Consider the following 13,174-nt stretch of genomic DNA (forward strand, 5'->3'; position numbering starts at 1 on the left):
GACTCTTTTTTTATTTCTATATTTTGTGCAAAAGTTTACGCAATGTTTGAAAAGCTATTTAAAACTGTAACGCTTACAAAAAATAAGCAGGTTGCAGAAATAGGTGTATGTTTTTTGTATTTGTGATTTATCAAAGAGGTTTAGTTTGTCGTTTCAACCAAATTTTTTGTGCGAATTAGGTTTGCAGAAACAAGGTTTTTTTCATGTAGCAGGGGTTGATGAAGTAGGACGGGGACCTCTCGCTGGTCCTGTGGTAACGGCAGCAGTTATCTTGGATAAAGATCGTATTCCTGATGGGTTAAATGATTCAAAAAAGCTTTCTTTTCTCCAACGAAATAGGCTTTATCATGAAATTTTGCAAAGTGCATTAGCCGCTTCAGTTGCTAGTCTTTGTGCCCGTACAATTGATCAATCTAATATTAGAAAAGCAACTTTAGAAGCAATGCGTCGCTGTATTATAGGGTTAGCTGTTCCAGCCCACTATGTACTTGTTGATGGACGTGATATCCCTTCTCAGTTGCCCTGTCCTGCAATGGCATTGATTAAGGGTGATCAGCGTTCGGTTTCAATTGCAGCAGCATCTATTATTGCGAAAGTAACGCGTGACCGGATGATGGAGTGTGCAGGACAAGTTTACACAAATTATGGTTTAGAGAAGCATGTAGGGTATGCAACATTAGCCCATCGTAGGGCTCTTGATAAATATGGTCCAATTGTAGGGCTACATCGCTATAGTTTTGCCCCACTTAAAGAGCGTTATAGGAATGATGTATCATGACGATTCGACCGCTCAATAGCGTTTCGATAAAAGAAGCAATGACGCTTCTTGAACAAGGCAGGTTGGTAGCATTACCAACGGAAACTGTTTATGGATTAGCGGGCGATGCAACCAATGGAAGGGCACTTTCTTCTATTTTTTCTACAAAAAGGCGTCCGCAATTTAACCCTCTTATTGCGCATGTCAACGGTATCGAAATGGCGGAACGCTATGTTGAAATTGATTTTCTTTCGCGTCGCTTAATGGAGTTTTTTTGGCCTGGTCCTTTGACATTGGTTTTACCTTTAAAGAAACAGCATAATATCCATCCTTTAACGACTGCCGGTTTGGATACATTGGCTATTCGTTTTCCAGACAGTCGTTTTGCGGAAATTGTACAATGTTTGGGGCGTCCACTTGCTGCGCCTAGTGCGAATCAATCGGGGCGTCTTAGTCCTACTTCGGCTGAGGCTGTTTTTGCATCTTTGGGGGAATCTGTTCCTTTGATATTGGATGGAGGACCAACTAGAATAGGGCTTGAATCAACAATTATTAAGGTTTGTGGTGAAAATATTTATCTTTTGCGTCCAGGGGGGCTTGTGGCTGATAAAATTGAAGAAGTTGTGGGAAGGTCTTTAAAACGGATAGATCAAAAGGCGGCGGTTGAAGCTCCAGGGATGTTAAAGTCACATTATGCGCCCAATGCTGCGATTCGTTTGAATGTAGAAAAGTTGGAAAATGGTGAAGCGCTTTTAGCATTTGGTCCAAAGCGCGTTATGGGGGCTGAAAATGCTGCTTTTATTTTAAACCTTAGCGAGGAAGGAAAGTTGGAAGAGGCAGCCTCTCATTTATTTCAATACATGAAGGAATTGGATTCATTGAAAGTGAGATGTATTGCCGTAGAACCTATTCCATCATGGGGATTAGGGGAAGCGATCAATGATCGTCTTATACGGGCTGCGGCTCCAAGGGAGAAATGAACATGGAGCAGGAATTAATTGAAAGGTTTAAAGAAATTGTTGGTGCCAAGTATGCTATAACAGATCAGGCATTGATTGCGCCGTATTTGCTTGAAGAGCGAGGACTTTTTCACGGCAAAACACCCTTACTTTTACGTCCATCTTCACCGCAAGAAATCTCATTGATTATGCAGTTAGCGAGCCAAACACACACACCAATTATACCTCAGGGTGGAAATACAGGGCTCGTAGGGGGGCAACAACCAGATGAAAGAGGAGAGAGCGTTCTTTTATCTGTGGAGCGGTTAAATAAGATGAGAGCGATAAATCTTGAGGGGAATTTTGTTGTTGTAGAAGCGGGTGTTATTTTACAGGATTTACAAAAAAAAGTAGATGAAGCGGGCCGTTTTTTCCCTCTTTCTTTGGCTTCTGAAGGTTCTTGCCAAATAGGAGGAAATCTTTCGTCAAATGCTGGAGGGACTGCTGTTTTAGCCTATGGCAATATGCGTGATCTTTGCCTTGGTTTAGAAGTTGTTTTACCGGATGGTCGCCTTTTGGATGATTTGCGCTTTGTTAAAAAAGACAATAGCGGTTATGATTTGAAAAATCTTTTTATTGGAGCAGAAGGTACATTAGGCGTTATAACTGCAGCCGTTTTGAAGATTTTTCCAAAAATAAAAGGTAAAGCCGTTGCTTTGGTGGGGTTACATAATCCAGAGAAGGCTCTTGAATTTTTATCTCTGGCTCAAGAATATGGAGGAGGGATGGTGACGGGCTTTGAGCTCATGGGAAATCTCAGTTTGCAAATGGCTTTAGAGTATAAGATGTGTGAGAAGTCTCCTTTTCAGCAGAAACATGGATGGTATGTATTAATGAACATTTCATCGTTGCAAGGCAATGATGAAGCATTGTCCGTGTTGAGTATTATTTTAGAAAAGGCTTTAAAGAGGGCGGTGATAGAAGATGCAATTGTTGCGCAATCTTTGAAACAACAAGATTTCTTCTGGCAATTGCGCGAAGCTATATCACCAGCACAGAAGTTAGCGGGAGGATCAATTAAGCACGATATTGCAGTACCACTTGCTTCCATTCCTGATTTTATTACTGAAGCAGCACTTATTATTGAAGATATTGCTCCAGGGGCGCGGGTGGTTTGTTTTGGACATATGGGAGATGGAAATTTGCATTATAATGTTACACAACCGATAGGCGCTGATACGACAGCATTTTTGCAGTTATGGTCAAAAATGAATCATCGCATTCATAGGTTAGTGATGAACTATCAAGGTGCATTTTCTGCTGAGCATGGAATTGGTCAGCTTAAGCGCGAAGAACTTCGTTCTTTTAAATCGCCTGTCGCATTGGATATTATGCGAGGAATAAAAAAAACACTCGATCCTTTAGGGATCATGAATCCTGGAAAAGTATTATAATTCAAGAATGCTGATCTATATTTTTGTTTAGGTTTTAATAACCAAAAAAGAAACAAGTTGTTTTTTATTTAAACTTTTAATAATCCAATGAGGAAAAGTTGCTAAAAGGTGTATGTTATTTAAGATAAATTGGGACACTGTATATGGCTAATCAATGCTTTAATCAGGCAAAAGCGGTGCTTGAATTTCGGTTAGATCCGTGCCATTTGCCACAAACGACGACATATTTTTCATCCAAAACGGGTAATAAGGTCATTTGTTCGTTAAATGAACGCGGTGTTTTTTTTAAAACGGATAAACCTTTAAGCTTATCGCATTTAGTCCCCCCTTGTCATTTCAAAGGAATTGCAGCACGTACTGTAAAAACACGTTCAGGAGAAAGAGCTGTTGCATTAGAGTTACTTCATGCAGATGAGGAATCTTGTATTCCGCTTTTGGTTTCCAGAGATTTGAATAATGTTCTTCTGGATTGGCGTTTATGGGCGGATACTTATGATCTTCCCATGCTTATGATTAATGAAGATAATCGCATCGTGGTTGTAAAAGATCGTTCTGATTTACATCAATTTTTTTATGCAACGCCACGTTCTAAACAAAAGCGTTTTTCACTTCGTTATAGCAACCCGTTAGGTTTGCGTTTAGTGATTGCGAATCGAATTGCACTTCAGTAATATCAATATGTATTCATTTTTATGCGATCATAAGCGTTGATTTTGTTGAGCCGTGAAACGCTGTTATTCAGCGTGATAATGCGAGGTATATAGACTTCGCCACATGAAGTGTTTTTAGGGGACGTGGTGAATATTCTTCAGTTTTCTTGTCGCACCTTATGTCAGTGAAACATATGAGTGTAAATTTCAGGGAAAACTCAATAAGAAGCTTAATTGTGTGAAGGCTGGAGCTATTAGGAGTCTTCATTCTTTAAGGAAAAGAGGAAGTCAAGGATTGTAAATAAGAGTTTTTTGACAATACATATTAGCAGCAGAAATTAAGTATATTCAATGCTTTTTTATTAATGATGTAATTTTTAGTTTTGCTACATCGTTAAAACACGAGCAGATTGCTGGAAGTTTTTTTCAATTTCTTTTGTCAAAGCAAGTTATTGATTTATAAAAATAATGAATCACTTTGTTATATTGAATGAGAGCTAGGAATATAATATTGCCATTTCATTTCTCTCTTATAATCAAAATCATTTTCTTGCACGTTACAAGGAAGGGATGCGCCCATGTGGGTGAAAACCATTAAAAAAACAAAAACTTCCTGATAAGTTTTCTAAATAACAAGGATTATCGATAACATTGGGCGTTGGATACAACGATAGTATGGTTTTTTATCTTTATTTAGTTAAGATTGCAGAATGGGCTTATACTCTTCACGGTTAAGATCGTGAAGGGAAAGAAAGAGCATGAGAGATATTGCTTTGTTCGTGAATAACATGAAGCGCATTCTTTTTTAGGTATTTTACTTTTTTAAGGAAAATATACTCATTTTTTTCAAAGTTATGGTCAATATAAAATAATAAGAAAATTAGCGTATCGTGCTGTTAGGTGAAAGAATCAAATCATAAAAAAGAATACCAAAAGATTTAGCTTTCTCGCGCAATGGCGCGCCATCCGATATCACGACGAACAAAGCCTTCTGGCCAATCAATACAATCAACTGCTTCATAAGCACGTTTTTGTGCGTTCGTAATGGTTTTTCCTGTTGCTGTTATATTGAGAACACGTCCTCCATTTGCAATAAGTTCTCCATTGCGCAATGCGGTACCAGCTTGAAAAACTTTTACATCAGGAAGCGTGTTTACTTTATCAACGTTACGGATAACGGTTCCTTTTTGGGGAGAGGATGGATAACCATGAGCAGCCATAACAACAGTAAGAGCAGTTTCATCGGACCACTGAAGAGGTTTATTTTCAAGCTTTCCTTGAGCTGCGGCAAGAAATATCGGTAGAATATCATCTTTGAGACGCATCATTAAAACTTGACATTCAGGATCACCGAATCGTACATTAAATTCAATGAGTTCGGGTCCTTTTTGCGTTATCATCAATCCGACGAAGAGAATGCCTTTAAAGGGGGCACCCATTTCATGCATGCTTTTTAAAGCAGGTTCAACAATTTCTTTGAGGGTACGATTCACCATTTCTTTGGTCATAATGGGCGCTGGTGAATAAGCTCCCATACCACCGGTGTTCGCTCCCGTATCTCCATCTCCCACACGTTTATGATCTTGAGCAGATCCAAAGGGAAGAGCAATTTTACCATCACAAAGACAGAAGAAGCTTGCTTCTTCACCTTCAAGAAAAGATTCGATAACAATTTTGTTTCCTGCATCTCCAAAGGCACTTTTGAAGCAGGCATCAACGGCGTTCAATGCTTCTTCTATCGTTGTTGCAACCACAACACCTTTGCCAGCTGCTAAGCCATCTGCTTTAATGACAATAGGAACCCCTCGTTGATGAATGTAAGCTTTGGCTTTCGCCGCATCATTAAAGCATTGGTAACTTGCTGTAGGAATGTTATTCTTACGACATAAATCTTTTGTAAAAGCTTTTGAACCTTCTAGTTGAGCAGCTTTTTGAGTAGGACCAAATACACAGATGTTAGCCCTATTAAGAGAGTCAGTTATACCAGCGACCAATGGTGCTTCTGGTCCCACAATCACAAGATCAATAGAATGTGCTTTACAAAAATCAATAACAAGGGGGTGATCATCAATGTCTAAATTAATATTTTCACCAAATTCTGCTGTTGCAGGATTTCCAGGAGCGCAATATAACTTTTTCAGCAGTGGTGATGCTGCTATCTTCCATGCTAAAGCATGTTCTCGTCCACCTGAGCCAATAAGAAGAATATTCATGGCTTGCTCCTCTCATAAAAGATGATTAATCTCATTTCCTTCTCATAAGAATGAAATGTCTCTATCGCAAGACTAAAGGTAAATCATTTGATGAAAAAAAATAAAAATATTCCTCATGTTCAGTCCTATGATAGTCAAGGACGGGTTATGGATGCATCCTCCAATCAATGGGTCTATAATTTTCTTCCCTGTTCTTTATGGTTTTATGCGCAATTGGCGCGTTGGGATCGGCCTATCGGATGGCAGTTGTTGATGTGGCCTTGTTTTTGGTCAACAACAATGGCTTTTCTCTCTTATGACATGCATGATAAACCTCTTTTACCAATATTTCTTCATTGGGTTTGGTATCTTTTTCTTTTTTTTCTAGGATCCATCGCTATGCGAGGGGCAGGATGTACTTGGAATGATCTTGTTGACCATAAAATTGATTCTCAGGTCGAGAGAACGCGTTCTCGCCCATTACCGACAGGTCATGTGAGTCGGTTTCAGGCAAAAGTTTTTATACTTGTGCAATGTTTGGTTGGTTTAGGTGTTTTATCACAATTTAATACGTTTAGTTTTTTTCTAGGTATTTCGTCATTGATAGCTGTTGCGTTTTATCCTTTTATGAAACGCGTCACCTATTGGCCGCAGTTTTTTTTAGGCGTTGCATTTAATTGGGGAGCATTAATGGGGTGGGCTGTTGTGTTTGGAAGTTTAAGCTGGGCACCAATTTTACTTTATGTGGGATCAATCTTGTGGACCATAGGATACGATACAATCTACGCACATCAAGATAAAGAGGATGATGCTACTGTTGGTATCGGTTCTACGGCACTTCTCTTTGGCAAAGGAACTAAGCGTGCTTTAGTATTTCTGTATGGTGGTTTTGTCATATTCGTTAGTTTAGCATTTTATTTGGCTAAAGTTCCTCTCTTGAGTTTTTTGGGGATTTTAGCGGCAAGCATTCATATGTTTATTCAAATTAAAGTCATTGATATAGATGACAGTTCACAATGCCTCAGGCTTTTCAAGTCTAATTCGCTTATTGGTTTTTTGATTTTTGCTGGTTTAGTCTGTGGTGGTCTATGGATGATATTTTATCCTGCAGTTTAACAACGCGTTAGCTAAAGTCATACGTTCTATACTGATGAGGAGAGGAATGAAAATGCAAAGATACTTTCATTGATTTTAAAGTTTATTATTTTTTTCATTTTCACAGTTTGATTGTATTTTACGATTGGTTTTGTTCTAGAACTTTCTTATTCGAAATAACAGCTTTGTTAAATTTATTGAAATAAAAATAGGCTTTAGAAGGAATAGACAACTTTTTTAATTGAAAGTGCACTTTCAATGTATTCATTAGAAACAACATAGGTACGACTATTTTATGATACTAGGCTTCCTTTGAATATCACTGCTTCCCTTATCAGAAGTTCAAAAGTAAAAGCATCATTTTGCTGAAGACAGCATTTTTTCTTCAAGAAGCTTATCGCTAACCTAGTTTCAAGCGATGAAGAACATTATCAACCGACGTTTATAGAAAAATAAAGTTCTTCTTGAAATGAAATAAATCACCTCTTTTTAGAATTTAGCAAATAGAAAATCATCATTTAACTGTGAGAAAAAACTTTGTAACGATGAAGCTTGAAGGATTAAGGATAAAGTTTTTGTCTTTTCCAATTGTTGTGTTCAACACAATCGCGTGTAAAAAGCAGACGATCATGTAGACGAAATGGGCGATCACACCAGAATTCTATAGAAAGGGGTTTAACACGAAAACCAGACCAATAAGGTGGCCGTGGAATATTGCCTAGAGCATAACGCGCAGTATATTGTGCAATTGCTTTTTCGAGCACAAAACGATTTTCTAAAGGTTGAGATTGTTTAGATGCCCATGCACCAATTCGACTCCCACGGGGGCGTGATTGGAAATAAGCATCAGCTTCCTGGGGACTGACTTTTTCAACAATTCCTCTTATTCTGACCTGACGACGAAGCGATTTCCAATGAAACCCTAAGGATGCTTTCATTGATTTTAAAATTTCTTGTCCTTTACAGCTGTCGTAATTGGTATAGAAGACGAAGCCTTGAGGATTATAATCTTTGAGGAGAACCATACGAACATTAGGGAGACCAGTTTCGTCAACTGTTGCAAGTGCCATAGCATTCGGATCATTTATTTCGCTGATCGTTGCCTCTTCAAGCCACTTTGCAAAAAGTTCAAAAGGTTTTTGCATGTGCATAAAATGATCGTCTGTTGGTATATTATCGCTCATAGTATCTCCAAATGTCAGTGAGCATGGACATTTTCTCATTTATTTTTTCATCAAGAAGTAAAGTACCATTTTTTCTTATTTTCAAAAAGCCAATGCTTTCATATATTTTTAACAAGTATTTTTAGGGTGGTTTTGTTATTTTTGTATTTAGCATAGACAACAATGAGCTATATTAGATAAATATTTCATTTTATCTGGTATTTTAGTTTCTTAATAGACATATAAAGAAAAGAAGAAATTATTCTCTAGAATAGACTGATGAAGCTATAAGGAATATTGAGCGACATATCGGTTGATATTTTGAAAACGAAAAAATTGAAAAGAGGGCAACATGCGTGATCCCTACACGATTCTGGGTGTGGCACGTACCGCAAAACCGCAAGAGATTAAATCAGCATTTAGAAAATTAGCAAAGAAGTATCATCCAGATCACAATAAAGATGATGCAAAGGCTAAAGAAAAGTTTTCTGAAATTAATCAAGCTTATGAAATTATAGGTGATAAAGATAAAAAGGCACAATTTGACCGCGGTGAAATTGATATGGAAGGCAAACCACTTTATCAAGCCTATGGTGCTGGTGAAAATTTTAACAATAAACAAAATCCCTTTTCCGGAAGAGCAAAAGGATTTGATTTTTCCTCTTCAGGGGGAGCAAGTTTTGATGCGAGTGATATTTTTCGCGATCTATTTGGAGGAGGTGGTAGCTTTTCGAATTCCACACACTATAATCGTCCTCAACAAGGAGCTCATGTTCGCGCTAATCTTACCATAACATTAGAGCAGATGGTTGGCGCAGAAAAGGTGGAAGTTGTTTTTCCTCATGGAAAAAAGTTAAAAATTAAACTTCCTGATTATATTGAAGATGGGCAAACTATTCGTTTGAAAGGTCAGGGAGAAGAGGTTCCACATGGGCAAGCAGGAGATGCGTTGATAACCATTCAGATTCAAAGACATCCTCGTTTTCGGGTTGAAGGAAGAGCGCTCCATCTTGATTTACCCGTTTCTCTTAAACATGCTGTTTTGGGATCAAAAGAGGAAGTTGAGACATTGGAGGGACGTGTGGTTTTGACGATTCCTGCTTGGTCAAGTTCTGATCGTGTTTTGCGGTTGAAAGGAAAGGGGCTTCGTTTAAAAAATGGTACAAGAGATGATCTTTATGTGCATGTTCGTATTATGTTGCCGGAAGGCGAAAATGCTGCGCTGGAACAGTTTTTGCGAACGCAAAAAGCTTAATTTTTAAAATTTTGATATATATATAAAGCATAGTTTTTGTTTGATTTTAAACCAATTACTTGAAGAAAAAGTTGACCTATGCCATAGGCAGATGAATAATATTCATTTTAAGTAACAATGGGGCAGTGCTGATGGCTAAGGGTAATGGTTTATTGTATGGGAAGCGTGGTTTAATTTTGGGGTTGGCCAATAATCGCTCCATCGCTTGGGGAATCGCTAAAGCAGCGAGTGCTGCAGGAGCAGAGCTTGCTTTTACCTATCAGGGTGAAGCAATGAAAAAGCGTGTTGAGCCTTTGGCTGAAGAATTAAAGGGGATTGTTTGTGGACATTGTGATGTTTCTGACAGTGCCTCTATTGATGCGATCTTTAGAACCATAGAGAAGAAATGGGGCAAACTCGATTTTTTAGTTCATGCTATTGGTTTTTCTGATAAAGATGAATTAAGTGGTCGTTATATTGATATCAGCGAATCAAATTTTATGATGACTATGAATATTTCTGTTTATTCTCTAACAGCTCTAGCAAAGCGTGCAGAAAAGTTGATGGTAGAGGGTGGGTCTATCTTAACACTAACCTATTATGGTGCGGAAAAGGTTGTTCCCAATTATAATGTCATGGGGGTTGCCAAAGCTGCTCTTGAAGCGAGCGTGAAATATTTAGCGGTAGACTTAGGTCCCCAAAAGATTCGTGTTAATGCGATATCTGCTGGGCCGATTAAAACGCTAGCGGCTTCAGGTATTGGTGATTTCCGTTATATTCTAAAATGGAATGAATATAATGCTCCCTTACGTCGTACGGTGTCAATTGAAGAGGTAGGTGATTCTGCCCTTTATTTTCTTTCGGATTTATCTCGTTCTGTGACCGGTGAAGTTCATCATGTCGATTCAGGTTATAATATCATCGGTATGAAAGCCGTTGATGCTCCAGATATTTCCGTCGTTAAAGAATAAGTTTGGTTTATAGGATTTGTATTGGATAGCGATGATTTGACCAAATTTAAAGTAGCCAAGAATATTTTGAAGTTAAGGAGCTGTTTTGTGTATAGCTCCACATGCGTTGTTATTGCATATATTTGACAGAGAAACGGATCTTTTTGATGTCGCATAATACATTTGGTCATTTGTTTCGTGTAACAACATGGGGTGAAAGTCATGGAGCTGCTCTTGGTTGTGTCATTGATGGTTGTCCCCCGGGAATTATTTTTACGCGTGCAGAAATCCAAGCTTATCTCGATAAGCGTAGACCTGGGCAATCCTTATATACAACGCAGCGCCGAGAACAAGATCAAGTAGAAATCCTTTCAGGAGCAATTGCTCCAGAAGATGGGGGAACATTCGTTACAACAGGCACACCAATTTCTCTATTGATTCGAAATACAGATCAACGCTCTCAAGATTATGGAGAAATTGCTCATCAATATCGTCCTGGTCATGCAGATTATACTTATGATGTTAAATATGGCATTCGTGATTTTCGAGGGGGAGGGCGTGCTTCAGCACGCGAGACAGCAGCACGTGTTGCGGCTGGTGCGTTGGCTCGTAAAATTGTTCCTGGTTTGGTTGTACGAGGAGCCGTGATAGCCATTGGTCCCCATAAGATTAATCGTGATCGTTGGGATTGGACAGAGGTTGAGAATAATCCTTTTTTTACAGCTGATGCAGAGATGGTTCAAATTTTTAGTGATTATATCCGTAAAATTCGTAAAGATGGGACATCTGTTGGTGCGGTTATTGAAATCGTTGCAGAAAATGTTCCGGCAGGTTTAGGAGCCCCTATTTACGCAAAACTTGATCAAGACATTGCATCATACCTTATGTCAATTAATGCGGTAAAAGGGGTTGAAATTGGTGATGGTTTTGCGGCAGCCTGCTTGAGGGGAGAAGAAAATGCCGATGAAATGCGGATGGGAAATGACGGAAAACCACTTTTTTTATCCAATCATGCTGGTGGTATTTTAGGGGGAATATCGAGTGGACAGCCAATTGTTGCACGTTTTGCTGTAAAACCTACGTCATCCATTTTAACACCTCGTCGCTCTGTGGATGTTGATGGTCATGATGTAGACGTTATAACGAAGGGACGCCATGATCCATGTGTTGGGATTCGTGCCGTTCCTGTTGGTGAAGCGATGGTTGCTTGTGCACTTGCTGATCATTATTTAAGACATCGCGGTCAAGTGGGGTGATTGAGAAGGTGAATAATGGCGTATAATGAAGAAAAAATTGTTTCTGCGCTGAAAGCTTTTGAATGCGGTGAAATTATTGTGGTGACAGATGATGATGACCGTGAAAATGAAGGTGATTTAACGGTTGCTGCAGCGCATTGTACAGAAGAAAAGATGGCATTTATTCTTCGTCACACAACGGGTATTGTGTGTACACCTATGCCCAAAAAGGAAGCACAACGATTTAATCTTGCTCCTATGGTACGAGATAATAACTCTGCGCATGGGACGCAATTTACGGTTACTGTTGATTTTAAACACGGCATAACAACAGGGATTTCAGCGCATGACCGTACATTAGCGGTGCGTAATCTTGCAAATTCGAGTGCAAGTGCGGATGATTTTGTTCGTCCAGGGCATGTTTTCCCTCTGATTGCGCATGAAGGGGGGGTTCTCATGCGTTCAGGTCATACGGAAGCCGCTGTTGATTTATGTCAATTAGCTGGTTTGCCACCGGTTGGTGTTATTGGTGAGTTAGTCAATGATGATGGAAGCGTTAAACATGGCGATCAGATTACCAAATTTGCACAAGAACATCGGTTGCATATCATAACGGTTGCAGATTTAATTGCTTACCGACAGCGTAAAGAAATATTGATCAAGCGTGTTGGAGAAATGCCGATTGAAACACCTGTAGGTCCTGCTATTATTCAAAGTTATCAACTCCCTTGGGAAGCTGTTCAACATATTGCGATTATTTTTGGTGATATCCGTGAGGGAGAGGGTATTCCTGTGCATTTACGCCATGAAAATATTATAAATGACGTTTTTTGTCAATCTTCAGATATCATGGTGATGATGCAGCGTATGATGGAAAAAGAAAAACGTGGTGTATTTGTTTATTTGCGTGAAGGATCTGTTATACAATCAACTATGGGCATTCAAAATATGGCAAGAGACGTTTTAGAAAAACATGTGCAGGCGATTGAACGTGAAGAAGAATGGCGCAAAATTGGTTTAGGATCGCAGATTTTAAAATATTTAGGAATAGGCTCTGTTATTGTTTATGCTTCTAAAGAGAATCGTTATTTAGGTTTAGAAGGTTTTGGAATTCGTATATCTAGAACAGATATTTTTTGAGGTTCATATGAAAAAAGAGATACAAAAGGGGGATATTACAGCTTTAAGCTTTGAGCAAGCGCTTAAGCAACTTGAAGTTATTGTTGAAAACTTAGAACGTGGCGATGTGCCTTTGGAACAATCCATTGATATTTATGAACGTGGTGAAGCGCTGAAAAAACATTGTGAAAAACTCTTGAAGCTTGCTGAGACCAAAGTTGAAAAAATTCAGCTTTTACAGGAAGGTTCTCCAGAAGGTGTAGAGCCGCTTGACGCTCAATAATATTAAATATTTTGGGATATTTATTGTGGGGATTAAGGAATGCAATAATCTTAGTTTATAGAAAGCAAATTTTATTGATTTCTTTTTTATAAAATAAGTTAAAA

12 protein-coding genes are annotated in these 13,174 nt (G+C 38.7%); 10 read left to right on the forward strand and 2 right to left on the reverse strand.

Features of this window, described 5'->3' with window-relative positions; all coding sequences use genetic code 11:
* Positions 1 to 103 precede the first annotated feature (103 nt).
* The 4 genes from D1093_RS04800 (at position 104) to D1093_RS04815 (ending at position 3,820) form a co-directional block, all read left to right on the forward strand.
* Entirely contained in the window at positions 104 to 778 is a 675-nt protein-coding gene (locus D1093_RS04800) for a ribonuclease HII (RefSeq protein WP_120100991.1), read from the forward strand.
* The gene (locus D1093_RS04805) at positions 775 to 1,737 is read left to right on the forward strand and encodes an L-threonylcarbamoyladenylate synthase (protein WP_120100992.1); all 963 of its coding nucleotides are present in this window, start codon (positions 775 to 777) and stop codon (positions 1,735 to 1,737) included. Before D1093_RS04800 ends, D1093_RS04805 begins: the two co-directional genes overlap by 4 nt.
* A gap of 2 nt (positions 1,738 to 1,739) precedes the next feature.
* Positions 1,740 to 3,149 (forward strand): FAD-binding oxidoreductase, encoded by a 1,410-nt coding sequence (locus D1093_RS04810; protein ID WP_120100994.1) that lies wholly within the window; start codon positions 1,740 to 1,742, stop codon positions 3,147 to 3,149.
* Positions 3,150 to 3,292: 143 nt separating this feature from the next.
* Complete coding sequence (locus D1093_RS04815; protein ID WP_120100996.1) at positions 3,293 to 3,820, forward strand: DUF6101 family protein; 528 nt, start codon at positions 3,293 to 3,295, stop codon at positions 3,818 to 3,820.
* 917 nt (positions 3,821 to 4,737) lie between these two features.
* Here the strand turns inward: D1093_RS04815 and purD are convergent.
* Positions 4,738 to 6,012: a phosphoribosylamine--glycine ligase gene (gene purD / locus D1093_RS04820; protein ID WP_120100998.1), complete on the reverse strand. Its 1,275-nt coding sequence runs from the start codon at positions 6,010 to 6,012 to the stop codon at positions 4,738 to 4,740.
* A gap of 90 nt (positions 6,013 to 6,102) precedes the next feature.
* Here purD and ubiA point away from each other — a divergent pair, with 90 nt between their 5' ends.
* A complete protein-coding gene (ubiA, locus tag D1093_RS04825; protein WP_120101000.1) occupies positions 6,103 to 7,107 on the forward strand; it encodes a 4-hydroxybenzoate octaprenyltransferase in 1,005 nt (334 codons plus the stop codon).
* Positions 7,108 to 7,646: 539 nt separating this feature from the next.
* Here the strand turns inward: ubiA and pdxH are convergent.
* On the reverse strand, positions 7,647 to 8,270 hold the full coding sequence (gene pdxH / locus D1093_RS04830) for a pyridoxamine 5'-phosphate oxidase (RefSeq protein ID WP_120101001.1): 624 nt from the start codon (positions 8,268 to 8,270) through the stop codon (positions 7,647 to 7,649).
* A 331-nt stretch (positions 8,271 to 8,601) separates the two neighbouring features.
* Between pdxH and D1093_RS04835 the strand changes: the two genes are divergently transcribed.
* The 5 genes from D1093_RS04835 (at position 8,602) to D1093_RS04855 (ending at position 13,070) form a co-directional block, all read left to right on the forward strand.
* Positions 8,602 to 9,504, forward strand: a complete 903-nt coding sequence (locus D1093_RS04835) for a DnaJ C-terminal domain-containing protein (protein WP_120101003.1) — start codon at positions 8,602 to 8,604, stop codon at positions 9,502 to 9,504.
* A 131-nt stretch (positions 9,505 to 9,635) separates the two neighbouring features.
* Positions 9,636 to 10,454 (forward strand): enoyl-ACP reductase FabI, encoded by an 819-nt coding sequence (fabI, locus tag D1093_RS04840; protein WP_120101004.1) that lies wholly within the window; start codon positions 9,636 to 9,638, stop codon positions 10,452 to 10,454.
* Between the two features lie 146 nt (positions 10,455 to 10,600).
* On the forward strand, positions 10,601 to 11,689 hold the full coding sequence (aroC, locus tag D1093_RS04845; RefSeq protein ID WP_120101006.1) for a chorismate synthase: 1,089 nt from the start codon (positions 10,601 to 10,603) through the stop codon (positions 11,687 to 11,689).
* A gap of 15 nt (positions 11,690 to 11,704) precedes the next feature.
* Positions 11,705 to 12,808: a 3,4-dihydroxy-2-butanone-4-phosphate synthase gene (gene ribB / locus D1093_RS04850; protein ID WP_120101008.1), complete on the forward strand. Its 1,104-nt coding sequence runs from the start codon at positions 11,705 to 11,707 to the stop codon at positions 12,806 to 12,808.
* A 7-nt stretch (positions 12,809 to 12,815) separates the two neighbouring features.
* Positions 12,816 to 13,070, forward strand: a complete 255-nt coding sequence (locus D1093_RS04855) for an exodeoxyribonuclease VII small subunit (protein ID WP_120102341.1) — start codon at positions 12,816 to 12,818, stop codon at positions 13,068 to 13,070.
* The last annotated feature ends 104 nt before the right edge of the window (positions 13,071 to 13,174 follow it).

The sequence above is a fragment of the Bartonella kosoyi genome (assembly GCF_003606325.2).
Classification (GTDB): Bacteria; Pseudomonadota; Alphaproteobacteria; order Rhizobiales; family Rhizobiaceae; genus Bartonella; species Bartonella kosoyi.

Excerpts from the sequence above, each read along its gene's own strand:
- D1093_RS04805 (WP_120100992.1), top strand. The coding sequence starts at position 775 with ATGACGATTCGACCGCTCAATAGCGTTTCGATAAAAGAAGCAATGACG.
- D1093_RS04810 (WP_120100994.1), top strand. The coding sequence starts at position 1,740 with ATGGAGCAGGAATTAATTGAAAGGTTTAAAGAAATTGTTGGTGCCAAG.
- D1093_RS04815 (WP_120100996.1), top strand. The coding sequence starts at position 3,293 with ATGGCTAATCAATGCTTTAATCAGGCAAAAGCGGTGCTTGAATTTCGG.
- purD (WP_120100998.1), bottom strand. The coding sequence starts at position 6,012 with ATGAATATTCTTCTTATTGGCTCAGGTGGACGAGAACATGCTTTAGCA.
- ubiA (WP_120101000.1), top strand. The coding sequence starts at position 6,103 with ATGAAAAAAAATAAAAATATTCCTCATGTTCAGTCCTATGATAGTCAA.
- pdxH (WP_120101001.1), bottom strand. The coding sequence starts at position 8,270 with ATGAGCGATAATATACCAACAGACGATCATTTTATGCACATGCAAAAA.
- D1093_RS04835 (WP_120101003.1), top strand. The coding sequence starts at position 8,602 with ATGCGTGATCCCTACACGATTCTGGGTGTGGCACGTACCGCAAAACCG.
- fabI (WP_120101004.1), top strand. The coding sequence starts at position 9,636 with ATGGCTAAGGGTAATGGTTTATTGTATGGGAAGCGTGGTTTAATTTTG.
- aroC (WP_120101006.1), top strand. The coding sequence starts at position 10,601 with ATGTCGCATAATACATTTGGTCATTTGTTTCGTGTAACAACATGGGGT.
- ribB (WP_120101008.1), top strand. The coding sequence starts at position 11,705 with ATGGCGTATAATGAAGAAAAAATTGTTTCTGCGCTGAAAGCTTTTGAA.
- D1093_RS04855 (WP_120102341.1), top strand. The coding sequence starts at position 12,816 with ATGAAAAAAGAGATACAAAAGGGGGATATTACAGCTTTAAGCTTTGAG.